At 70.9% G+C, this 21,546-nt stretch carries 20 protein-coding genes; 15 read left to right on the top strand and 5 right to left on the bottom strand.

Translation table 11 applies throughout. From position 1 onward, the window contains the following. Positions 1 to 13: 13 nt before the first annotated feature. The 4 genes from GVV86_RS02105 (at position 14) to GVV86_RS02120 (ending at position 7,264) form a co-directional block, all read left to right on the top strand. Positions 14 to 1,009, top strand: coding sequence for an SURF1 family protein (locus GVV86_RS02105; RefSeq protein WP_159801102.1), 996 nt, complete (start codon positions 14 to 16; stop codon positions 1,007 to 1,009). Beyond that, positions 1,002 to 1,463: a DUF3817 domain-containing protein gene (locus GVV86_RS02110; protein ID WP_246669846.1), complete on the top strand. Its 462-nt coding sequence runs from the start codon at positions 1,002 to 1,004 to the stop codon at positions 1,461 to 1,463. Before GVV86_RS02105 ends, GVV86_RS02110 begins: the two co-directional genes overlap by 8 nt. A 168-nt stretch (positions 1,464 to 1,631) precedes the next feature. Beyond that, a complete protein-coding gene (gene guaA / locus GVV86_RS02115; protein WP_159617556.1) occupies positions 1,632 to 3,218 on the top strand; it encodes a glutamine-hydrolyzing GMP synthase in 1,587 nt (528 codons plus the stop codon). Positions 3,219 to 3,313: 95 nt separating this feature from the next. Continuing rightward, complete coding sequence (locus tag GVV86_RS02120) at positions 3,314 to 7,264, top strand: DUF4011 domain-containing protein (protein ID WP_159801106.1); 3,951 nt, start codon at positions 3,314 to 3,316, stop codon at positions 7,262 to 7,264. A gap of 15 nt (positions 7,265 to 7,279) precedes the next feature. Here the strand turns inward: GVV86_RS02120 and cpaB are convergent, their stop codons facing one another. The 3 genes from cpaB to GVV86_RS02135 form a co-directional block, all read right to left on the bottom strand. Beyond that, a complete protein-coding gene (gene cpaB, locus GVV86_RS02125; RefSeq protein WP_246199695.1) occupies positions 7,280 to 7,957 on the bottom strand; it encodes a Flp pilus assembly protein CpaB in 678 nt (225 codons plus the stop codon). 79 nt (positions 7,958 to 8,036) lie between these two features. Beyond that, complete coding sequence (locus GVV86_RS02130; RefSeq protein WP_159617554.1) at positions 8,037 to 8,354, bottom strand: FmdB family zinc ribbon protein; 318 nt, start codon at positions 8,352 to 8,354, stop codon at positions 8,037 to 8,039. Between the two features lie 79 nt (positions 8,355 to 8,433). Next, entirely contained in the window at positions 8,434 to 9,078 is a 645-nt protein-coding gene (locus GVV86_RS02135) for a 5-formyltetrahydrofolate cyclo-ligase (RefSeq protein ID WP_159801108.1), read from the bottom strand. A gap of 55 nt (positions 9,079 to 9,133) precedes the next feature. On the opposite strand from GVV86_RS02135, the gene galU reads away from it, so the two are divergent. The 3 genes from galU (at position 9,134) to GVV86_RS02150 (ending at position 11,739) form a co-directional block, all read left to right on the top strand. Next, positions 9,134 to 10,036: a UTP--glucose-1-phosphate uridylyltransferase GalU gene (gene galU / locus GVV86_RS02140; RefSeq protein ID WP_159617552.1), complete on the top strand. Its 903-nt coding sequence runs from the start codon at positions 9,134 to 9,136 to the stop codon at positions 10,034 to 10,036. Positions 10,037 to 10,043: 7 nt separating this feature from the next. Continuing rightward, positions 10,044 to 10,670, top strand: a complete 627-nt coding sequence (locus tag GVV86_RS02145) for a GNAT family N-acetyltransferase (protein ID WP_159801110.1) — start codon at positions 10,044 to 10,046, stop codon at positions 10,668 to 10,670. A gap of 109 nt (positions 10,671 to 10,779) precedes the next feature. Beyond that, positions 10,780 to 11,739 (top strand): hypothetical protein, encoded by a 960-nt coding sequence (locus GVV86_RS02150; protein WP_159801112.1) that lies wholly within the window; start codon positions 10,780 to 10,782, stop codon positions 11,737 to 11,739. 102 nt (positions 11,740 to 11,841) lie between these two features. Here the strand turns inward: GVV86_RS02150 and GVV86_RS02155 are convergent, their stop codons facing one another. Together GVV86_RS02155 and GVV86_RS02160 are read right to left on the bottom strand one after the other, a co-directional pair. After that, on the bottom strand, positions 11,842 to 12,711 hold the full coding sequence (locus GVV86_RS02155; RefSeq protein ID WP_159801114.1) for an alanyl-tRNA editing protein: 870 nt from the start codon (positions 12,709 to 12,711) through the stop codon (positions 11,842 to 11,844). A 139-nt stretch (positions 12,712 to 12,850) separates the two neighbouring features. Next, positions 12,851 to 13,333, bottom strand: a complete 483-nt coding sequence (locus tag GVV86_RS02160; protein WP_201291323.1) for an Lrp/AsnC family transcriptional regulator — start codon at positions 13,331 to 13,333, stop codon at positions 12,851 to 12,853. A 152-nt stretch (positions 13,334 to 13,485) separates the two neighbouring features. Between GVV86_RS02160 and GVV86_RS02165 the strand changes: the two genes are divergently transcribed. The 8 genes from GVV86_RS02165 (at position 13,486) to GVV86_RS02200 (ending at position 21,345) form a co-directional block, all read left to right on the top strand. Continuing rightward, positions 13,486 to 14,754, top strand: a complete 1,269-nt coding sequence (locus GVV86_RS02165; RefSeq protein WP_159801118.1) for an MFS transporter — start codon at positions 13,486 to 13,488, stop codon at positions 14,752 to 14,754. Between the two features lie 173 nt (positions 14,755 to 14,927). Continuing rightward, a complete protein-coding gene (locus tag GVV86_RS02170; protein ID WP_246669847.1) occupies positions 14,928 to 15,869 on the top strand; it encodes an N-acetylglucosamine kinase in 942 nt (313 codons plus the stop codon). A gap of 9 nt (positions 15,870 to 15,878) precedes the next feature. Beyond that, positions 15,879 to 16,346 carry an NUDIX hydrolase gene (locus GVV86_RS02175; RefSeq protein ID WP_159801120.1) on the top strand — a complete coding sequence of 156 codons (468 nt, stop codon included), beginning with the start codon at positions 15,879 to 15,881 and terminating at the stop codon, positions 16,344 to 16,346. Between the two features lie 55 nt (positions 16,347 to 16,401). Beyond that, the gene (gene rsgA / locus GVV86_RS02180; protein WP_246199694.1) at positions 16,402 to 17,481 is read left to right on the top strand and encodes a ribosome small subunit-dependent GTPase A; all 1,080 of its coding nucleotides are present in this window, start codon (positions 16,402 to 16,404) and stop codon (positions 17,479 to 17,481) included. A gap of 344 nt (positions 17,482 to 17,825) precedes the next feature. Further along, complete coding sequence (locus tag GVV86_RS02185; RefSeq protein ID WP_159617863.1) at positions 17,826 to 18,944, top strand: ABC transporter ATP-binding protein; 1,119 nt, start codon at positions 17,826 to 17,828, stop codon at positions 18,942 to 18,944. 3 nt (positions 18,945 to 18,947) lie between these two features. Then, positions 18,948 to 19,640, top strand: coding sequence for an ABC transporter permease (locus GVV86_RS02190; protein WP_159617544.1), 693 nt, complete (start codon positions 18,948 to 18,950; stop codon positions 19,638 to 19,640). After that, a complete protein-coding gene (locus GVV86_RS02195) occupies positions 19,640 to 20,389 on the top strand; it encodes an ABC transporter permease (RefSeq protein ID WP_159617543.1) in 750 nt (249 codons plus the stop codon). Before GVV86_RS02190 ends, GVV86_RS02195 begins: the two co-directional genes overlap by 1 nt. Then, entirely contained in the window at positions 20,386 to 21,345 is a 960-nt protein-coding gene (locus tag GVV86_RS02200) for an ABC transporter substrate-binding protein (protein WP_159617542.1), read from the top strand. Before GVV86_RS02195 ends, GVV86_RS02200 begins: the two co-directional genes overlap by 4 nt. Positions 21,346 to 21,546: the final 201 nt, after the last annotated feature.

The following is a 21,546-nucleotide window of genomic DNA, read 5'->3' on the forward strand; positions in this document are numbered from 1 at the left end:
GTACCTTTAATGGGTGCTGAAGACCGCGCTCAAGCCCCGCTGGATCCTGACGCTGATCCTGGTGATGGCCCTTGCCGCGGTCTTTGTCCTGCTCAGCCAGTGGCAGTTCTCCAACTCCCGGCAGCAGGGGCCCGAGGCTCCGGCCGCCACCGAAACCGTCCGCCCGCTGACCGGCGTGATCGCCCCCGGCTCGCCCCTGACGGGAACCTCCGCCGACCAGATGGTCTCGGCCGAGGGACAGTTCCTGCCCGGCACCCGCCTCCTGGTCCGCGAGCGGCTCCAGGACGGGCGCGAGGGGCTGTGGCTGATCTCGGCGTTCGCCGTCGACGGCGCCCCGGGCTCCACCGCGGAAGCCGGCGGCGAAGCGCAGGAACCGGTGGTCATCCCCGTGGTGCATGGGTGGGTGCCCGACGCCGGCGCCGCGGCGCGCGTGCCCGAACTCACCGGCCCGGCCGCCCTCACCGGACGCCTCCTCCCCGCCGAGGGTCCGGTTGCCGCGGATCCCGTGGAGGGCCAGGTGGCCGCCCTGGCCACCGCGGAACTCGTCAATGTGTGGGACCGTCCCTCCTATGCGGCCTTCATCGCGTCCGCCTCCATCACCGTTGACGGAGAGGCGGTCCCCGTGCCGGCGCCGCTGGCGGCCGTGGAGGTGGCGCCCCAGCCGCAGGAGCGGCCGGTCAACTGGCTCAATATCTTCTACGCCGTGGAATGGGTCGTCTTCGCCGGTTTCGCCTTCTTCCTCTGGTGGCGGCTCGTCGCCGACGACTACCGGCGGAGTTTCGAGGACGACGAGGACGACGAGGACGACGAGGACGACGAGGACGACGAGGACGGACTCGGGGACCAGGACGAAGAGCCCGCCGCGGCCGGCGCCGGCAGCACCCGGAATGACTTCGACAACGACACAGCGTCGGATGAACCGGCCGCCGAGGTCCCCGCCGAAGCAGACGACGACGGCGCCGCCCGCCCCGGCGCCACCCACCCAACGGAAGCAGGAACACGTGAATAAGCAAGGCACCTCCCCGAAGCCCGCCGCGAAACGGAGGTTCGGGGGGACCCACGCCCAGATCCGCTCGGCCCTCAGCTTCTACAAGCTGCTCGCCTACGCCACCGGTGTCATGCTGCTGCTCGTCGTCGTCGAAATGGTGGCCAAGTACGGGTTCAATGCCGAGATCGTCGCCGGCGGCGGGGCGGGCCTGCAGTTCCTGTCCGAGGCGGAGGCCGACGCCTCGGGCGGCTTCAACCTCTCCAAAGCGGTGCTGATCGTCCACGGCTGGCTCTATGTCGTGTACCTGATCGCGGACTTCCGGCTGTGGCAGTTCCTCCGCTGGCCGTTCTCGCGCTTCCTCCTGATCGCACTCGGCGGAGTGGTGCCGCTGCTGTCCTTCATCGTGGAACGGCGCGTGCACCGGGAGGCCGAGGCGGACCTCGCCTCCCACCCCGAAGCGGCCCCCCGCTACTGACCGGCCGGCCCGGCGCGGGCCCAGCGGCCGGCCTGGCGGCACTGTGGGACCGGGTCCGCAGCCGGGCCCGTCCCCTGCCAGCCACCGGCCCGTCACCAGGTCACCGATCGTCCGGGGACCGGGGGTGCCAATGTGCGGGGCGCACCCCGCCGCGACTATTGTTAATGCGTGACTACACCTCCCCCCAGTCCTGAACACCGCCCGGTCCTCGTCGTCGATTACGGCGCCCAGTACGCCCAGCTGATCGCCCGGCGCGTGCGGGAGGCAGACGTGTACTCGGAGATCGTGCCCTCGAGCCTCACCACCGAGCAGATCCTGGCTAAGAACCCGGTGGCGATCATTCTCTCGGGCGGCCCGGCGAGCGTGTACGCCGAAGGCGCCCCCAAGGTGGAGGCGGACCTGTTCGAGGCCGGTGTTCCGGTCCTGGGCATCTGTTACGGGTTCCAGGCCATGGCTGCGGCCCTCGGCGGCACCGTCGCGAAGACCGGGCTGCGCGAATACGGGTCCACCGATGTCACCGCCGAAGGGGAAGCCCGCTCGATCCTCAGCGGCACCCCGGAGAACCAGAACGCGTGGATGAGCCACGGCGACAGCGTCCAGGCGGCTCCGGCCGGGTTCGAGGTGCTGGCCAGCACCGCCGGCGCACCGGTGGCGGCCTTCGCCCACGAGGAGAAGAGCCTGTACGGGGTGCAGTGGCACCCCGAGGTGAAGCATTCCCGGTACGGCCAGCGCGTCCTCGAAAACTTCCTGTTCGAGGGTGCGGGCCTCCGCCCCAACTGGACCACCGGGAACATCCTCGAGGAGCAGGTCGAGCGGATCCGCGCCCAGGTCGGGGACGCCCGCGTCATCTGCGGCCTCTCCGGCGGTGTTGACTCCGCCGTCGCCGCGGCGCTCGTGCAGCGCGCGGTGGGGGACCAGCTCACCTGCGTCTTCGTCGACCACGGGCTGCTGCGCGAAGGCGAGGCCGAACAGGTCGAACGGGATTTCGTGGCCGCGACCGGCGTCAAGCTCTACGTCGCCAACGAGCAGGAGCGCTTCCTCAAGGCGCTCGAAGGGGTCTCTGACCCCGAGACCAAGCGCAAGATCATCGGACGCGAGTTCATCCGCGCCTTCGAGGAGGCCGAGCGGGCCATCATCGCCGAGGCCGAGGCCCACGGCGAAAAAATCCGCTTCCTCGTCCAGGGAACCCTCTACCCCGACGTGGTGGAGTCCGGCGGCGGCGAGGGCGCGGCGAACATCAAGAGCCACCACAACGTGGGCGGGCTTCCCGAGGACCTCCAGTTCGAACTGGTGGAGCCCCTGCGCACCCTGTTCAAGGACGAGGTCCGCGCCGTCGGAGCGCAGCTGGGGCTGCCCGCCGAGATCGTCGGGCGCCAGCCGTTCCCCGGCCCGGGACTCGGCATCCGAATCGTCGGCGAGGTGACGCACGAACGCCTCGAGCTGCTGCGCAAGGCCGACGCCATCGCCCGAGCCGAACTGACCGCCGCGGGACTGGACAACGAGGTGTGGCAGATGCCGGTGGTCCTGCTGGCCGATGTGCGCAGCGTGGGCGTGCAGGGCGACGGGCGCACCTACGGCCACCCGATCGTGCTGCGCCCGGTCTCCAGCGAAGATGCCATGACCGCCGACTGGTCCCGCCTGCCCTACGACCTGCTGGCCCGGATCTCCAACCGGATTACCAATGAGGTGGAGGGCGTCAACCGGGTGGTCCTCGACGTGACCAGCAAGCCGCCGGGAACCATCGAGTGGGAGTAGCCCGCGGCCGCTGACGGTTCTCCAACCAGCGGATTTCGCCGTGCGCCGCGTTGCTATGCGGCCGCTTCGGATTCATTTCGGATAGCTTGGAAGATATGCCAATTTGGTCAAGATCAGCGCGTGACGATGCAGGGAAGAGGACAGCCGTGCCAGAGCAGGACTCCGGGGATTCGGCTGAGGATTTCCTCCTGCCCTGGCTGGATCAGCTCGGTCCCCAGGTCTCCGGGGACACGCTCCTGCATTTCCGGCCCTCCGCCGGCACGAGCATCGACCTGACCCACGCGCACCCCTCCGGGCTGGCCCAGCTGCTGGCGGGACGCCGGACCCGGCTCTCGACCCTGCTGCGCGATCCGGTGCAGTACAACGCGGCGAAGTCGGCGGCCCGTGCGCTGCGGGCGAAGATCTTCGAACTGGGCACCGAACGCGGCATCGACGTCGGCCACCTCGCGGCAGGGACCGCGTCCTGGCGCACCGTCGACGACGCCGGCCGGTCGGAGACGCTCAATGCCCCGGTGCTGCTGACCGGAATGTCACTCACCGTCCACCCCTCCCAGGACGACTACGAGCTGCAGCTGACCGAGCAGGCACGCCTGAATCCGGCGCTGGTGCGCCACTTCGGCGACATCCAGGGCATCCACCTCGACGCCGAGGCGCTGCCCCGGCTCGCCTACGGCACCGCCCGGTTCGATCCGCACCCGGTGCTCGACCGCCTGCGGCACCTCACCGACGGCGTCCGCGGGATCTCCGTCGAACACCGCCTGCTCGTCTCCACCTTCGCCGACCTCGCCGACATCGTCGAGGACGAGGCCATCCAGCCCGACCACCCCGTCCTGTCCGCCCTGCTGTCGGCCGCCCGCGACGGGGGCGTCGAGGTGACCGAGCCCGAGGCCGACTTCAGTCCGGTCGACGAGCGCGACCCGGCCGATGAACTGCTGATCCTCGACGCCGACACCGCCCAGCAGGGCGTCCTTGACCTGATCGGCGCCGGGCATTCGGTGGCGGTCGCCACGCCGCCGGGCACTGGACAGACCCAGACGGCCCTCAACGCCGCCGCGTTGCTGGCCGGCCAGGGCCGGAGCGTCCTCGTCAGCGCCGAGCGCCGTGGAACCCTGCACGAGTTCGTGCAGGACCTCGAAGCGCTCAACCTCGGCTCCCTGGTCCTCCAGCTCAACGGGCAGGTCGACCCCCAGCAGCTCAAGGACAGCGTGATCCGGGCGATCGTGCGCAACGAGAAGGCCGCCGCGCCGTCGGTGGAGACCCTTCACGCGACCCTCGTAGGGCACCGGCATAAACTCCTCGAGCACGTGCGGTCCCTCCACAATGTCCGCAGCCGCTGGAACTGCTCGCCGTACCAGGCCATGCAGTCCCTCGCCGCGCTCACCGCCCTCGATCCGGCACCCTCGACGACGGTGCGGCTGAAGCGCAGCGTGCTCGACAACATCGCCGACCGCGCGGAGCTGGCCACCCGGCTGCGGCGCGCGGCGGAGCTCGGCAGCTTCAGCAAGGCCTCGACCGAGAGCCCCTGGTTCGGGGCGCAGCTGCTGAACCGCAAGGAGACCGAGCACGCCCACGCCCTGGCCTCCGACCTGTCCCGCGACATTCCGCTGCTGCGTGCGAAGGTGCTGCGCGTCGCCGAACACTCCCACATCACCCTGGGCAGGACCTTCCGGGAATGGGGGGAGCAGCTCGAACTGCTCGTGGCGGTCCGCGCCAGCCTCGACAAGTTCACCCCCGACATCTTCGACCGCCCGGTGACCGACCTCATCTCGGCCACCGCCCCCTCGTCCTGGCGGCGCGAGCGTGCCATCGAGATGACTTCGATGACCCGCTCACGGCTTCGGCGGGTCGCCAAGGAGTACGTGCGTCCCGGGGTGCACATCGCCGACCTCCACTCCTCCCTGGTCGACGTCCAGGACCAGCGCACGCTGTGGACGCGGTACGCCAAGACCGAACGCCACCCTTCGGTGCCGACCGGCCTGGCCGAGATCAACAGCTTCTACAAGGGCGTCCAGGGCCGGCTGGAGGAACTCAGCCGCATCCTCCGTGCCGCCCAGGGCACCCCGGATCTGCCCTCGTGTGAGCTCGATGACCTTGAGAAGCGGCTCGCGGCCCTCGCCGCGGACCGGGAAACCCTCGAGGCGCTCCCGGAGCGCACCCTGCTGCTCGACGAGATGAGGGAACACGGGCTCGGCGAACTGCTCGAGGACCTTGCGGCGCGCGAGGTGTCCGAGGACCGGGTTGCCGACGAGCTCGAACTGGCCTGGTGGCAGTCGGCCCTCGAGGCCATGATCAGCGGGGACGATTACCTCGCCATGTCCGACGGCGCCAGCCTGCGCCGTCTGGAGGCCGAGTTCCGGCTCGCCGATACGGCCCATATCTCCTCCGGGGCGGCCCGCCTGCGGTGGCGCCTGGCCGAGCGGTGGAACACGGCGATCGCCGCGCACTCCGCGGATGCCGAACGGCTGCGCAGCCACCTGCGGGAGGACACCCTCACGCTCGAATCGTTCAGCGCGCTGCACCCCGACCTCACCACGGCGCTGCTCCCCGTGTGGGCCGTCAGCCCCCTGATGGCGCCGATGATCCTGCCGGACGGCGCCGCCTTCGACTCCCTGCTGCTGCTCGACGGGGAATCGGTATCGCTGCAGAGCGCCGTCCCGGTGATCGCCCGGGCCCGCCAGACCGCCGTCTTCGGGGACACCCGCCTTGCCGGGCCGACGCGCTTCAGCATCGAAATCCAGTCGCCCGAGCGCCCGCGCACCGAGTCCGACCCGCTGCCCAGTGCCTACGAGGAGCTGCGTGCCGTCTTGCCGGAGCGCTCCCTGGCCGTGGTCTACCGGGGAGTGGACCGCGCACTGGGCAGCTACCTCAGCGCCACCTTCTACGAGGACCGCCTCACGCGGCTGCCGCAGGCCTCCGAGGTCTCCGGGGCCGGCCGTGGCCTGGTCGTCGAATACCTTCCCGACGGCACCGGCATGCCCAGTTCGGACCACGAGGGCGTCGAGAGCGTCTCGGCGGAGGTGAACCGGGTGGTGGACCTCGTCTTCGAACACATCCGGCACCGGCCCAGCTTCTCCCTGGCCGTCGTCACCACCAGCCCCCGGCACGCCGCCCGGGTGGGGGAGGCGATCCGCCTGCAGATGGCGAACTTCCCGTGGGCGAATGATTTCTTCGCCCCCGGCCGGGAGTCCTTCCGGGTGGTCCCCGTCGACCGCGCCGCGGGCCTGGTCCGCGACGACGTCATCTTCTCGCTGGGATTCGGCCGGACGCCGCACGGGCGGGCGCTCCACTCCTTCGGTCCGCTGTCCGGCCCGGACGGCCGCCGCAAGTTCGTGATGGCCATGACGCGTGCCCGCCGCAGGCTGCACGTGCTCTCCTGCTTCCAGCCGGCGGACCTCGACCCCGAGCGGCTGACCAACGGAGCGGCCGACTTCTACGAGCTGCTCCGCAGCGAACTGGCACCCTCCTCCGCTCCGGCCGGGAAGCAGGCCCCGGACAACGCGGACCCGCTGGTCGCCGACCTCGTCGAGCGGCTGCGTGCCCGCGGTGCCGAGGTCAAGGACTCCTACGGCGGCGTCCTCGACATCGTGGCCACCCGGCCCCCGGCGGCAGCGGCCCCGGAACGCGACTACCCGGTGGCGCCGCTGGCGATCGAGTCGGACGGCACGGCCCGCTACGGGGCGATGACCGTGCGCGAGCGGAGCCGGCTCCGCCCCCAGCAGCTGGAGCGCATGGGCTGGCGGTACATGCCGCTGTGGACCATCGAGGTCTTCACCGATCCGGAGGGCTGCGCCGAACGGGCGGCCCGCGAGCTCGGCCTTGACCTGCTCGAAGCGAACGAACCGCCCCGGACCCGAAGGGACGCACTGCGGATGAGGAAGAACGAAACCGACGAGGGCCGCGCCCCACGGCCGGCCGCCGCGGTGCCCGGCGCGGACGACCCGGTGCTGCCCAAGACCGCAGCAGAGGACGATCCCCGCGCCTGGGGCGACTCCCGGACCGACAGCGACGAGTGGCTCAAGGAACAGCGCCCGCCGCACTGGAGCTAACCCGGCCCGGCCGGCTCAGCGTCCGGCGGTCAGGACCAGGTGGACCTGGCCCGCGGTTGAGGATCCGGCAAGGGCGGCGGCATCCTCCGGGGAGGCGGCCACCACCACCAGTCCCGCCTCGGCAGGGGAGGCGGACCAGGCCGACGACGGATCCTCGCCGGGTGAGCTCCACAGCACCGCGAGGTTCCGTGCGATCACTTCGGAGGCGGCGGCCGTCTCGTAGCCGTTGCCGGTGCTCACCACGACGTCGACCCGCTGGCCCGCCCCCACGAGCCGGACGGTTGAGGGGTCGGCCGGGCGCAGCGGCACCGCGACGGTTCCGGGGGCGGTGCCGGTGAGCAGCCCGGGTCCGACGAGCCGGGTGTCGGTGATGATGTCCCCGCGCCGCAGGGGCGCAGCGAGCCGTTGCCCGAGGAGGTCCTCCCGCCGCGTCTGCGCTCCCGGCGGGACGGCGCTCGAGGGAAGGGCCAGGATCCTCAGGTCCGCTGCAGCCAGGACGGTGCCCGCAGCGAGGTCGGAAGCAGCGGCGATGACCGGGGTGCCGGGTTCGGCGCGGGGCAGGAACGCTTCGACGCAGGTGCCCGCCGCCGCGCACAGCAGCACCGCGGCCAGCAGCCGGCGGTGCCGGAGCAGGGCCCTGCGCATCCAGGGAAGCCGAAGCGTTCCGCCCGGCCGGCGCTGCGTCGAAAACATGAAGACCACCCTAGGGCGGCGGCTTGCGCCGCCGGCCCCGGGGTGGTCTATGTGGAAAAGCCCGGGATCGGCCTGGTGGTCAGGAAGCGGCCTTGCCCGCCGCGGGCGCGGCGGCGGCGGCTCCGGAGTCGGCCTTCTTGGCCGGCGCCTTTGCCGCAGCCGGTGCCGGCTTCGCGTCGGAAGCGGCCGGCGTTGCTTTCGGGTCGGAGGAGGAGCGGGTGTCGCGGGAATCGTTGCGGTAGAACCCGGAGCCCTTGAAGACGACGCCCACGCTGTTGAACTTCTTGCGCAGCACACCCGAGCAGACGGGGCAGACGGTGAGCGATTCGTCGGAAAAAGCCTGCTGGATGTCGAAGGTATGGCCGCAATCCTTGCAGGCGTACGCGTAGGTAGGCAAAGGTCTCTCCTGGAATTCGACTTCTCATGGGCGCGCCCTGCCAAGGCGGATTGGCACTCTAGGGCGGCGAGTGCTAAGTCTACACCGATGCCGGGGGTGTCCCGAATCCGTGGTATGCGCCCGGGGTGAACACGCCGTGCAGCGGCACGTCGTGAAGCTCCACCGGGAAGCTGCCGGCGGCGACGAACTCATCGGGGTAGACCATGCCCGCGGTGGGCACCCTGGGGCGCTCGATGGAGAGTTCGGCGAGGAACCGGTCGTAGTAGCCGCCGCCCTGGCCGAGCCGGTAGCCCGCGGCGTCCACGGCGAGGCCCGGCACCAGGACCAGGTCGAGGGCGGCCAGCTGCTCCAGGGGAGTACGGGTGCCTTCCGGTTCCATCACCGGTGCCCGGGGCGACTTCACCAGTGGGACCCCCGGCCACCACCGGCTCCAGGAGAGCCGGTAGTCGGGCTCGCAGATGGGCACAATCACCGTGTGACCCAGGCCGGTCAGGGTCTGCAGCAGCTCCTCGGTCGAAGGCTCCGGCGGCACACCCAGGTAGGCCGCAATCACAAGGGATTCCTCCGTGCGGTTCGGCCCGGTCAGCCGGGGCAGCTGCTCGGGCACCGCCTCGGCGAGCCGCCGGGACAAGGCCTCCCGGGCCTCCGGGGCCCGGTGCCGGCGCCGGGCGCGCAGGTCGGCTCGCACCTGAATTTTGGAGGGTACCGCCGGGTCGATATTCATGCACCTATTGTGCACAGCTCCCAGAATGGGCCTGCGCGTTATGTAGTGTGGTCCCATGACTTTGCGACCAAAAGTGAACAAGGCCGTCATTCCCGCCGCCGGCCTGGGAACCCGCTTCCTGCCGGCAACCAAGGCGATGCCGAAGGAAATGCTGCCCGTGGTGGACAAGCCCGCCATTCAGTACGTTGTGCAGGAGGCAGTCGACGCCGGGCTCCATGACGTCCTGATGATCACCGGGCGTAACAAGCGGGCGCTTGAGGACCACTTTGATCGCGTCCCCTTCATTGAGCAGACCCTCCTCGAGAAGGGCGACCTGGAGAAGCTTGCCGCGGTCCGCCTGCCCTCGGAGCTCTGCGACATCCATTACCTGCGCCAGGGCGATCCGAAGGGCCTCGGGCACGCGGTCCTGCGCGCCAAGCAGCATGTGGGCAGCGAGCCGTTCGCGGTGCTGCTCGGCGACGACCTGATCGATGAACGCGACCCCCTGCTCGAGACCATGATCGAGATCCAGCAGAAGACCGGAGGGTCCGTCATTGCCCTGATCGAGGTCGATCCGGCGCAGATCAGCTCCTACGGTGCCGCGGACATCTCCGCCATCGAGGGCGAGGACTACGTCCGCGTGAATAAGCTCGTCGAGAAGCCGCCGGTGGACGAGGCGCCGTCGAACCTCGCCGTCATCGGCCGGTATGTGCTCCACCCCCGCGTCTTCGACGTCCTGGAGACGACCGAGCCCGGCCGCGGCGGCGAGATCCAGCTGACCGATGCGCTGCAGACCCTTGCCGCGTCCGACGGCGAGGGAGCCGGGGTCTACGGGGTGGTCTTCCGCGGCCGCCGGTACGACACCGGGGACAAGCTGAGCTACCTCAAGGCCGTTGTCACTCTGGCTGCCGAGCGCGACGACCTAGGCCCGGACCTGCGCGTCTGGCTGAAGAACTTCAGCCAGGACATGACGGGCTAGCCCTTCCGTGTGGGCGGAAAGTGGCTGGCCGGTCTCCCTCAGCAGCGGGAATCTGACCCTCAGGCCCATCCGACACGCGGACCGGCGCGAGTGGACGGCCGTCCGGCGGCACAATGCCACCTGGCTTGCGCCCTGGGAGGCGACGAATCCGGAACCGGGGGGGTACCTGCCGGACTACCACGAGATGGTCCGGGGGCTCAAGCGGCAGGCCCGCGCGGGCACGGGGCTTCCGTTCGTCATCACCGAGCGCACCGACGAGGGGGGCCGGGCGCCGCTGGTGGGCCAGTTGACGGTATCAAGCATCATCTGGGGATCAGCAATGACGGCGACCCTGGGCTACTGGGTCGATTCCCGCCGGGCCGGCCGGGGGATCGCCCCGACGGCGGTGGCGCTCGCCACGGATTACTGCTTCAGCACCCTGGGCCTGCACCGGATGGAGATCAACATCCGGCCCGAGAACAGGGCCAGCCTGCGCGTTGTGGAGAAGCTGGGTTTCCGGGACGAAGGACTCCGCCCGAGGTACCTCCACATCGCCGGACAGTGGGCCGATCACCGGAGCTTCGCCCTCACCGTCGAGGAGGTGCCGGAGGGGCTGCTTGAGCCGTGGCTTGCCCGGCAGCGGGCAGGTGGATAGGGCAGTGACCGGTACGGCCTGCGGACCGGTCGATGGAACGCCGCCGTGGGCTCCGACACACCCGTCCGGAATGCGCCGCGGGGGCCCCTGTTTCTCCTACGTTTAGAACGTGGACTTCTCCCTGAACAGCTCGGTGGTACTGGCGGCAATCGTCGGTCTCTGGCTGGTGTGGGTGGTCCCGTTTTTCCTCCGCCGGAGCGGCCCCGTGCCCGCCCCGGCGGCGGCATCCACACCGACTGCAGGGGAACATCCTCCCCAGGGGAGCATCATGGAGAAAACGGCCACCGCCGGCAGCGCATCCGCACACCGGACCGGTTCGTCGGCCGTTCCCGGCCGCCGGCCTGCCCTGAAGATCCGCCGCGGGCGGGCAGCGGTCGCCCTGGTTGGAGCCGCCGCACTGCCGGCAGCCCTCGTAACTCTGGTCCTCGCGGTGATTTCCGTCGTGTCCTTCTGGTGGCCCGTCGCCGCCGTCCTTATTGTCGCCGCGGCCGTCGCCACCCTGCGCACCCTGGCGGTACGCGACCGGCGGGCCCGGGTGAATGCCGCCTTCGCCGCCGCCATGTCCTCCCGCCCGCTCCACCAGGCCCCGCCGTCGACCGGTGACGCCGTCCTGCCGGGCACCGCCACACCGGAAGCCGGCGGCAAACCCGCCCCGGTCCGCCCGACCACCGTGTTCGACGCCGAGAAGCCCGCCGGTGCGATTGAGGCGTCCGCTGGAACCCCGGACACACCCGCGGCCCGCCTGACCGCGGCCGACCTCAAGGCAGCAGCCCTGGCCGTCGCCGCAGCAGGCGTGCCGGTGGCCGACGCGCCCGCGGCATCGACCCAGGCTCCGGTACCCGGCACCGACCCGTGGGAGCCGGTCGAGGTGCCCCTGCCCACCTATGTCGCGGCCGAAAAGGCGCAGCGCTCGGCGCCGGCACCCCTGGAGCTGCCCGCGGAGCCGAAGCCGACCGTCCGGACCCCGATCAAGAACTCGGCCCCTAAGGCGGCGAAGGAAGCCGCGGCGCCGGCTCCGGCCGGGACCCGCCTCAACCTCGACGACGTCCTGCAGCGCCGCCGCGCCTGACCGTCCCCGCGGCCGGCGCTGAGGGTGCCGGCGTCAGGCCTTGAGGCGCCCGGCGTCGGGCTTTGACGGGCCTGGCGGCCCGTCCGCGCCTCCTGTACGCGGCTATAGCCGGGGCAGCACCGAGGTGGTCATCGTGAGCACGGGCGTGCCGTCGACCTCCTCCAAGGCGAGGGACGCCTGCAGGCTGGAGAATCCGGCGAGCGATTCGGCGTGCGTGCCGCCGCAGGGAATGTGGACGGAGCCCTCGGGCAGGTCGCACTCCCAGTACCGGCGGTCCGTGAGCCGCTCTCCATCGCGGGCGATCCGGATGGCCCCGCCCGATGCCAGCCATCCGGAGAGGGTTTCGTTCAGGGCGGCTTCGACCGGCGCCGGATCGAATCCCTCGGTGATGAAACCCTTGCGCCGCAGGGAGCGGCCCAGCCGGTAGACGTCCAAAGAGCCGTACTCGGTGATCGTGGAGGTCTCGATCGCCACCGCATCGAAGTTCGACGTGCCGAGGGCGTCGGTCGGAACCTCCTTTTTCCACCGGTCGGCCAGCGCCCGGTTCAGGGCGAGTGAGGCGAGATGGCACCCGGTGTGCCCGGCCGAGAGGGCCGCCCGGTGCGTCCCGTCCACCCGCACCACCGCGCGCTCACCTTCGGCCGGCGGCGGTCCCTGGATCAGGTGCGCCACCACGAAGGCCCAGCCTTCCGTGCCCTTGCGCACGGGGATGCCCGCTCCGAGGAACAGTTCCCTGCCGTCCGTGGCGCCGACCACGCAGTCCGTGATGGGCAGGCTGGACCCGCCCACCTCCAGGACCGCCCGGTCCGGGCCCTGGTCGGGCCATGCCGCGTCGACGGGGTGGCAGGCCGTCGCGTCGAGCAGCACGGCCACGGAGCCGTCCGCCCGCTCCTCGACGTGCAGGATTGTGGATTCCGAGGTCAGCGCCCCGGCGGGGTAGCTGACGGCCGTGTCGGAGGATGGCAGGCTCATTGGTTCCTTCGGGGGTAGTGACGCTGAGGTCGTGGTGGATGCGGAGGTCGGGTGGTCTCGGGTAGTCGACCCGGCGGGCGGGTCCGGAGGGAATGGGCGCGGTGCGGCCGCGGCCACACCGCCGGTGGCCGGGCGGGGCTCAGGTGCCGGCGGAAGCGTCGGTGAGCCTCTGCAGGAGCGGCTCGGTCCGGTAGGGGATGTGCTCGTGCAGGGCCAGGACCGTTTCGGTGCGGATGACGCCCTTGATCCGCAGGATCGAGCGGAGACCCGACTGCAGGTGGTGGGTGTCCGTCGCCGCGACCCTGCACCAGACGTCGCCGCGGCCGGAGATCTCGTGGACCTCCAGGACCTGGCTGAGCTTGCGCAGCGCCGCAATGACACCGTCGAGTTCGCGGTGGGACACCTCGATGGTTACGAAGGCCACCACATCGTAGCCAAGGGCCTCGAGGTCCAGCTCGCGCCCGCTGGCCCGCAGGGTGCCGGCCCGCAGGAGCCGCCGGATCCGGCTCTGCGCCGTATTGCGGGCGATTCCGAGGGTCTCGCTGAGCTCGCTGATCTGCACCCGCGGGTCCCGGACCAGTGCAAGCAGCAGCCGCAGGTCCAGGGCATCGAGTTTGCTCATGAAGCTCACTTCCCATCAACTTCGGCCGTCCGTGTTGCCGCTTTTGCTCAACTTGCCCGGCTCGGCTGTCTCTAAAGCTTCAAGATAGCCCATTCTGGAGACTGCCGCCCCACCGGGCGCCGCACGGGTTTGGGAAAAGGAGCGGGAAGTACATGAGTGTCCTGCGTGAGCTGCGCATGCAGCCATCCGCCGCGGCGCGCTGGAGCTGGGACGCCTCGCTCGCTGCGCGGCTGGTCCTCGCGGTCACCGTCATCTCCACCCTGCTGATCGGCGCCAACCTTGCCACCCCGCTCTATCCGCTGATCTCCGCGAACCTGGGCCTCACCTCGTTCGACATCACGATGGCATTCTCCGCCTACGTCCTCACGCTCGTGGCGGGGCTGCTGCTGGTCGGCCACTGGTCCGACCACATCGGCCGGCGGGCGGCCCTCGTCCTGGCGGTCCTGGTCGGGCTGCTCGGAGCCGCGGTCTTCGCCGGCGCGTCCTCGCTGGGCGGACTGGTTCTGGGACGGTCCCTGCAGGGGGCCGCGGTGGCCCTTGCCACCGGCGCCAGCTCGGCCGCGCTGCGCGACCTGCTGCCGCACCGCCCCGACTGGGCGTCGCGCTTCACGCTCCTGGCCTCCGCCGGGGGAGTGGCCGCCGGTCCGGTGATCGGCGGCGCGCTGTCGCTGCTGCCGGATCCCACCCGGACGCCGTTCCTCGCCTACACAGCGGTGCTCGCGGTGCTGCTCCTGCCGCTCCTGCTCCTCCGCGCCCGCCCGGCGATCCAGCCGGCCGCCGCCGCACGCCCCCTCACCGCCCTGCGTCCGCGCCGCCCCACCGTGTCGCGTGCTGCCCGCAACTCCTTCTGGATGGCCGCCGCCGTAGGTTTCTTCAGCTTCAGCATCTTCGGGTTCACCCTGAGCCTCGCGCCCACATGGATCGCCTCGCTGGCCGGGACCGACGCCCGGCCCGTCATCGGAGTCCTGGCCGCACTGGTGCTCGGCGCATCGGCGGTGAGCCAGCTGCTCTTCCTCCGCGGCCGGTTCGTAGTGCCCGCCGGACTGGCCGCCATGGCCGCAGGCGTGGGCCTCCTCCCGGTGGCGGGCGCGCAGGGAAACCTGCCCCTGCTGATCGGCTGTTGCGTCGCCGCCGGCCTGGGGCAGGGCATGGCCTTCCGGGTCGTCTTCAACCGGGTCTCGCTGCAGGTGGAGGCGGCACTCCACGCCCAGATCATCAGCACCCTCTACGTCATCACCTACCTCGGCAGCGCGGTGCCCGTCCTTGGCCTCGGTGCCGCCGCCGCTTTCTGGGGCATCGACCCCGCCGTCGCGGGCTATGCCGCGGTGGTCGGCGGCGCCTGCACCGTCCTGGCCGCGGTGGCCCTCGTGGGTGCCCTGCGCCGGCCCGCCATGCCAGGCCCGGAGCGGCCCGCCGGCTGACACCGGGACCGGACCGGCTGACACCGACCGGCTGACCCGGATTGGCTGCCCCCGATTGGCTGACGCCGGGCGGCAGGGACCCCTGCCCGCGCGGACGGGCGGCCGCACCCCGCCGCCCGCGGCGGTGCCGTGCCGGAGCCGGCCTGGCCGGTTTGTTTTGTAGGCTGGTCGGTATGCAGCCCCACGAGCCGGACGCCGGCGCCCCCGAGGAAATGGTCGGACTCGATATCGGCGGCTCGAAGACCCACGGAATCCTCTGGCGGGGCACCGTGGTGGCAGCCGAGGCGAAGGCCGGCAGCGCGAACGTGCAGAACGTCAGCGCCGCCGAGGCCTCCGACAACCTCGCGCAGCTCTTCGCCCAGCTCGGCGGGCGGCGGATCAGCACGGTCATCGCCGGCTCCGGAGGCATCGACACGGAGGACGACGCCGCCCGGCTGCGCGGACTCATCGCGCCCTTCGCGCCGGGCGCGGACATCGACGTCGTCCACGACACCCGCCTGATCCTGGCCGCGGGCGGGGCGGCCACCGGCATCGCCGTGATCGCCGGTACCGGATCGGCAGCGTGGGGGATCACCGCAGACGGGCGCGAGGCGCGCTCCGGGGGCTGGGGCTACCTCCTCGGCGATGAGGGAAGCGGCTACTGGCTGACCCGCGAGGCCATCCGCCGCACGCTGCGCCGCTTCAACCTCGCCCAGGAGGCGAGCGCGCTCGGCCGGCGCATCCTCGAGGCGAACTCGGTGACCTCCCCGACCGAACTCATCGGCCTGTTTCACTCCGACCTGGGCCGCCGGCACTGGGCCTCCCAGTCGCCGGTGGTCTTCGCTGCTGCCGCCGCCGGTGACGATGAGGCGCGTTCCCTCATTGAGACGGCCGGCGCCGACCTGGCCGGGCTGGTCGCGGACATCGTGTCGGTCATCGGCGTGCCCGGCCCCGTGGTTATCGGGGGCGGCCTCGCCGTGCACCAGCCAGTGCTCCAGCAGGCTATCCGGCGCCCGCTCGCGGCGGCCGGCGTCACCGACGTGGTGTTTCTGACCCAGGATCCGGTGCTCGGGGTCGACTTCCTCCGCCGGACCCGCAGCGGCGGGTCCGCGGCGGGTGAAGCGGCCCCGCTCTAGACTGCTCCGATGAGCGAAGTCGAAACCGGACCGCCGGCCTGGGATGTCCGGGTCGGCGCCTACGGCGTGATCGTTGACGGCAGCCGGATCCTGCTGGCCCATTGGAATGAGAAGGGCGCCTCGGGCTGGACCCTGCCCGGCGGCGGCCTGGAGTTCGGCGAGGATGCCCCGGCGGCCGCCGTCCGTGAGATCCGGGAGGAGACCGGGTACGACGCCGAACTGGGGAACCTGCTCGGGGTGGACAGCTTCTTCGTTCCCCCCGAGCGCCGCCTCAGCGGCACCCCCCGCCCGCTGCACGCCCTGCGCATCATCTACGCGGCCCGCGTGGTCTCCGGAGCGCTCACGCACGAAGCCGGGGGGTCGACGGACGAGGCCGCATGGGTGGAACTGGGCGAGGTGGGTGCCCTGCGCCGGGTGGAGCTGGTCGACGTCGGGCTCCGGCTCTATTCCCAGCAGGCCGGCCGCGGATTAGCATAGGCACCGGCGGCGCAGGGCCGGAACGGGCCGGTCGCCTGAGGGGAGGCCCGGACCGTTGGCCACGCTTGAGGACTACGGATACACGGACGGGGTGCGCGGCCGTTTCGAATCCCACTTCCACGCGCCCTTTCCCGCCCCGCGTCCGGCTGCGGACCCCGGGCACGCGCCCGAGCTCGAGCCTGTGCCCGTGACGGAGCAGGAGCGGCTGCGGCCCGCCCGCGTGGTGCGCGTGGACCGCCGGCAGCTGCTTGTGGCGGAGGCCGGCAGGCTCGTGAGCGTTCCGGCCGCCGGGTCCGCGGCCATCGGTGACTGGGTGGCGCTGAGCGGGAGCCCCGACCAGGTGGAAGGGGTGCTTCCCCGCACCGGGGTCCTGCAGCGCAAGAAGGCCCACGAGCCCTTGTCACAGGCCCAGGTCGTCGCGGCCAATGTGGAGGTGGCCCTGATCGTGGTGCCCATCGACCGGCCCCTCTCAACGAACCGGCTGGAGCGCACCCTCGTGGCCGCCAGGGACTCGGGGGCGCGGCCCCTGGTGGTGCTGACCAAGGCGGACCTCACCGGCGTGCACGACGCCGTGGTGGGCGCCACAGTACAGCAGGCGGGAACCGCCGAGGTGATCACCACCTCCGCCCTGACCGGGGACGGCTGCGACACCCTCGCCGACGGCCTCCGGCCCGGGGAGACCTGCGTGCTGATCGGACCATCGGGGGCCGGAAAATCCTCACTGGTCAACGCCCTGGTGGGTGAGCCGGTGCAGGACACGGGCCGGGTGCGGGCCGGCGACGGAAAGGGCAGGCACACCACCACCGCACGCACCCTGATCCCCCTGCGGGGCGGTGTGGTGCTGATCGACACGCCCGGGCTCCGCGGATTCGCCCTCTGGGACGCCGACGAGGGGCTTGACGCCGAATTCGGCGACATCACCGACCTCGCCTCCGGCTGCCGGTTTCGAGACTGCGCCCACGACGGCGAACCAGGGTGCGCCGTCGCGGCGGCCCTCGCGGACGGATCGCTCGAACCACGCCGCTTTGCCAGCTATCAGCGGATGGCCAGCGAGCTGGCGGCCCTGCACCGGCGCCAGGACGCGGCTCGCCCCCGTCCTGCCGGGCACGGCCGGCCCGCCGGGCGCCCCCGGTAGGCAGCCCCTCCGCCTGCGCTCGGTAGGCATGCCCTCCGCCTGCGCTCGGTAGGCATGCCCTCCGCCTGCGCTCGGTAGGCAGCACCTCCGCACGTCCGACCGCCTGCGCTCCGCCGGCGCCCCGGCGCCATTCCAATGTGATGACCTTCACATTCGACGAGATAGGGCAGTACGGAACCTTGATTGCCGCGAACCCCTCGCTAGACTTCTAATTTGAACCGATTGACAAGACCCAGTCCGGTGGTGATGGGCCGGTCAGCCGGCAGGCTCCTGCCACGAAAGGCAAGGCTCCAATGACATCCGAGACTTCATCGCGCAGCGTAGGGGGCGCGGCCCGCAGGCCGATGATCGAACTGCGCGGAGTGACCAAGACGTATCCCGGCGGCCAAACAGCGGTAAACAACCTCAGCCTGGACATTGACCGCGGAGCCATCACTGTCCTCGTTGGCCCTTCCGGCTGCGGCAAGACCACCACCATGCGCATGATCAACCGCATGGTGGAGCCGACCTCCGGGGCCGTGTTGGTCGACGGAGAGGACATCGCGGACCGCAAGGCCTCCGACCTGCGGCGCTCGATGGGGTACGTCATGCAGTCCTCCGGCCTCCTGCCGCACCGCACCGTTCTGGACAACATCGCGACCGTGCCCCGGCTTAACGGCGTGCCGAGGAAGGACGCGCGGGCCCGCGCGACCGAACTGCTCGAAGTCGTCGGGCTCGCGCCGGACCTCGGCCGGCGCTATCCGGCTCAGCTGTCCGGCGGCCAGCAGCAGCGCGTCGGGGTCGCCCGGGCGCTCGCCGCCGACCCGCCGATCCTGCTGATGGACGAACCGTTCAGCGCCGTGGACCCCGTGGTGCGCCAGGAACTCCAGGAGGAACTGCTGCGCCTGCAGCGCGACCTGGCCAAGACCATCGTTTTCGTTACCCACGACATCGACGAGGCGACCATCCTCGGTGACAAGGTCGCCGTCCTGAACATCGGGGGAATCCTCGCCCAATACGCCACCCCCGAGGAAATCCTGCGCGCGCCGGTCAGCGACTTCGTGGCGGGCTTCGTCGGGCGCGACCGCGGATTCCGCCACCTGTCCTTCCAGGAGGGCGAGGGCGTGCGCATCCACCCCATCCAGACCATCGAGGTTGACCGGCTTGGTGACCCGGACGCGGCCGTCACCTCCCCGTGGACCCTCGCCGTCGACGCCGGCGGCCGCCCCGAGGGGTGGGTGCCGCAGAACCAGCGCTCCGCCATCCGGAACACGGCGGACCTCGTTCCCGGCGGGTCCCTGTACCGGCGCGGGGACACCCTGCGGCGGGCGCTGGACGCGGCACTCTCAGCGCCCTCCGGCCTCGGCGTGGCCGTCGATGACGAAGGGCGCGTCGTGGGGGCGGTCCGGGCCGGCGAAATTCTCGAACTCATCGAGGATGCGCGGGTCAACCGCGGCCGCGCCAACCACAACACGGCGGTGTAGGGGATGGACTGGTTCCTCGCGAACATCGACTTCATCGCCGGCCTCACCGGCCAGCATCTGATCCAGTCCGTGGTGCCGCTGGTCCTCGCAGTGGTTTTTGCCGTGCCGCTGGCCCAGCTGGCCCGGCTGAACCGCACGGTCGGCGGGGTGATCCTGACCCTGTCCTCGATCCTCTACACCATCCCGTCCCTGGCGATGTTCGTCTTCCTGCCCCTGATCCTCGGCACGAGCATCATCAGCCCGATCAACGTCATCGTCGCGCTGACCATCTACGCCGTGGCCCTGCTCGTGCGTTCGACCCTCGATGCCCTGGAATCCATCGACGACGGCGTACGCCAGGCCGCCGTCGCCATGGGCTTCACCCCGGTGCGGCGCTTCCTCACGGTCGACTTTCCCCTGTCGATCCCGGTGCTCTTCGCCGGGCTGCGGGTCATCTCGGTGACGAACATCTCGCTGGTCAGCGTGGGGGCGCTGATCGGCGTCTCGAGCCTCGGGACGCTGTTCACCGACGGGCTCTTCCGGTCCTTCCCCACGGAGATCGCCGTCGGCATCCTCATCACGCTGGTGCTTGCCCTGGTCATGGACCTGGTGCTGGTCGCGCTGGAGCGGCTCGTCACCCCGTGGCGCCGGCAGGCCCCGGCGAAGGGACGCGCCCCCGGAACCGTCGCGGTCGAAGCGTACCGGGTGGGTGCCTGATGGATTACACAAGCGACAACCTGTTCGCCCAGATGGGTCAGTGGCTGGTTGCCCCCGAGAACTGGTCGGGGGAGCGGGGGATCCCCATGCGGATTCTCGAGCACCTGGGCTACACCGGCCTCACCATGCTCATCGCGCTGGCGATCGCCGTCCCAGTCGGGCTGTATGTGGGCCACACCGGCAGGGGGCGGGTCGTCATCGTCTCCGGGATCGGAATCCTGCGGGCGCTGCCGACCCTCGGCATGGTCTTCCTGTTCGTGCTGCTGGCCGGGCTTGGCCTGCTGCCGCCGATCTGGGCACTGGTGCTCCTCGCGGTGCCGCCCGTGCTCAGCGGCGTCTACGCCGGCATCTCCTCGGTGAACCGCGACACGGTCGACGCCGCCCGGGCCATGGGCATGAGCGAGGCGCAGATCCTTTTTCGGGTCGAGGTGCCCAACGGGCTGCCCGTCATCCTGGGCGGGGTGCGGGCGGCGGTGCTGCAGGTCGTGGCCACCGTCGCCGTCGTCGCCTACATCAACCTCGGCGGGCTGGGCGTGTTCCTCGTCGAGGGCACCCAGCTGCGCGACTACGGGCGCCTTTTCGGAGGTGCGGTGGTCATCGGCGTTGTCGCCATCGCCGTCGACCTCCTCATGGCGCTGGTCCAAAAATTTGCCGTTTCACCGGGGCTGCGGGCACGCCGCGCACCGGTGCGGACACAGGATTCTGGCCGGCAGAAGGCCGTCGCCAGTGCACAAGGAGGAACAACATGACGAACCTGTCAGTACACCGCGCCGGACGGCGCGCTTTGACGGGGCTGGCCCTGACGGGCCTGCTGGCGTTGACTGCCTGCGGTGCGAACAGCGACCCCGCGGCCGAGCCGGAGGAAACTTCGGGCGGCGGCGGTTCCGTTGTCATCGGGTCTGCGGACTTCCCCGAAAGCCAGATCATCGCCGAGATTTACGCCGGCGCGCTGAAGGCCGAGGGCATCGACGCGAGCACGAAGCTGAACATCGGGTCCCGGGAGATCTACTACAGCGCCGTTGAGGAAGGCTCGGTCGACATCGTGCCCGACTACAGCGGCAACCTCCTGCTGTTCGTGGATCCCGAGGCGACGGCGGAGTCTGCCGAGGACATCGCGGAGGCCCTGCCGGATGCGCTCGAGGCGAAGTCGGCGGACGTCAACCTCGGAATCCTCGAACCGTCCGAGGCCGAGAACAAGGACGCGATGGTGGTGACTCCGGCCACCGCCGAGGAATACGGACTGAAGTCCATCGCGGACATGGGCGAGGTCTGCGGTGAGCTCACGATCGGTGCCCCCAGCACCTTCCAGGAGCGCTCCTACGGCCTGCCCGGCCTTAAGGAAAAGTACGGCTGCGAGCCGGGAGGCTTCGAGTCGATCAACGACGGCGGCGGGGCCGTCACCCTGGAGGCGCTCCTCAACGATGACGTCCAGGTGGTTGACATCTACACCACGACCCCGTCGATCGAGGACAACGACCTCGTGGTCCTTGAGGACCCCGAGAACCTGTTCATCGCCCAGCAGGTTCTTCCGCTGGTCAACCTCGACACGGTGAACGAGGACGCCCGGAACGTCCTCAACGAGGTCTCGTCCCAGCTGACCACCGAGGACCTCATCGACCTCAACCGCCAGGTCAGCGGCGACGAGAAGCGCAATCCGGCAGACGCGGCAGCGGACTGGCTGGAGGAAAAGGGCCTCGCCGGCTAGGAGTCCGGGCAACCGGTCTCCCCGGCGGGCAGCACCTTCGGCAGGGACACGACGGGTCCCTGCCGAAGGGGCGGTGGTCCCCGGCGTGTTCCTCATCGCCGCGGGCCTCCTCACGAGCCGGTGCACGATCCGCCCCGCCGGCGAAAACGGCGGGGCGGATCGTGGACCGGTGGCACTACAGGAACCTGGCCGGCGGTCCGC

The sequence above is a fragment of the Arthrobacter zhaoguopingii genome, from assembly GCF_009828595.1.
GTDB lineage: Bacteria > Actinomycetota > Actinomycetes > Actinomycetales > Micrococcaceae > Arthrobacter_D > Arthrobacter_D zhaoguopingii.

Bases quoted from the DNA above. Each gene is read 5' to 3' on its own strand.
- GVV86_RS02120 (WP_159801106.1), top strand. From the start codon at position 3,314: ATGCCAATTTGGTCAAGATCAGCGCGTGACGATGCAGGGAAGAGGACA.
- cpaB (WP_246199695.1), bottom strand. From the start codon at position 7,957: ATGTTTTCGACGCAGCGCCGGCCGGGCGGAACGCTTCGGCTTCCCTGG.
- GVV86_RS02135 (WP_159801108.1), bottom strand. From the start codon at position 9,078: ATGAATATCGACCCGGCGGTACCCTCCAAAATTCAGGTGCGAGCCGAC.
- galU (WP_159617552.1), top strand. From the start codon at position 9,134: ATGACTTTGCGACCAAAAGTGAACAAGGCCGTCATTCCCGCCGCCGGC.
- GVV86_RS02155 (WP_159801114.1), bottom strand. From the start codon at position 12,711: ATGAGCCTGCCATCCTCCGACACGGCCGTCAGCTACCCCGCCGGGGCG.
- GVV86_RS02160 (WP_201291323.1), bottom strand. From the start codon at position 13,333: ATGAGCAAACTCGATGCCCTGGACCTGCGGCTGCTGCTTGCACTGGTC.
- GVV86_RS02165 (WP_159801118.1), top strand. From the start codon at position 13,486: ATGAGTGTCCTGCGTGAGCTGCGCATGCAGCCATCCGCCGCGGCGCGC.
- GVV86_RS02170 (WP_246669847.1), top strand. From the start codon at position 14,928: ATGCAGCCCCACGAGCCGGACGCCGGCGCCCCCGAGGAAATGGTCGGA.
- GVV86_RS02175 (WP_159801120.1), top strand. From the start codon at position 15,879: ATGAGCGAAGTCGAAACCGGACCGCCGGCCTGGGATGTCCGGGTCGGC.
- GVV86_RS02185 (WP_159617863.1), top strand. From the start codon at position 17,826: ATGATCGAACTGCGCGGAGTGACCAAGACGTATCCCGGCGGCCAAACA.
- GVV86_RS02190 (WP_159617544.1), top strand. From the start codon at position 18,948: ATGGACTGGTTCCTCGCGAACATCGACTTCATCGCCGGCCTCACCGGC.
- GVV86_RS02195 (WP_159617543.1), top strand. From the start codon at position 19,640: ATGGATTACACAAGCGACAACCTGTTCGCCCAGATGGGTCAGTGGCTG.
- GVV86_RS02200 (WP_159617542.1), top strand. From the start codon at position 20,386: ATGACGAACCTGTCAGTACACCGCGCCGGACGGCGCGCTTTGACGGGG.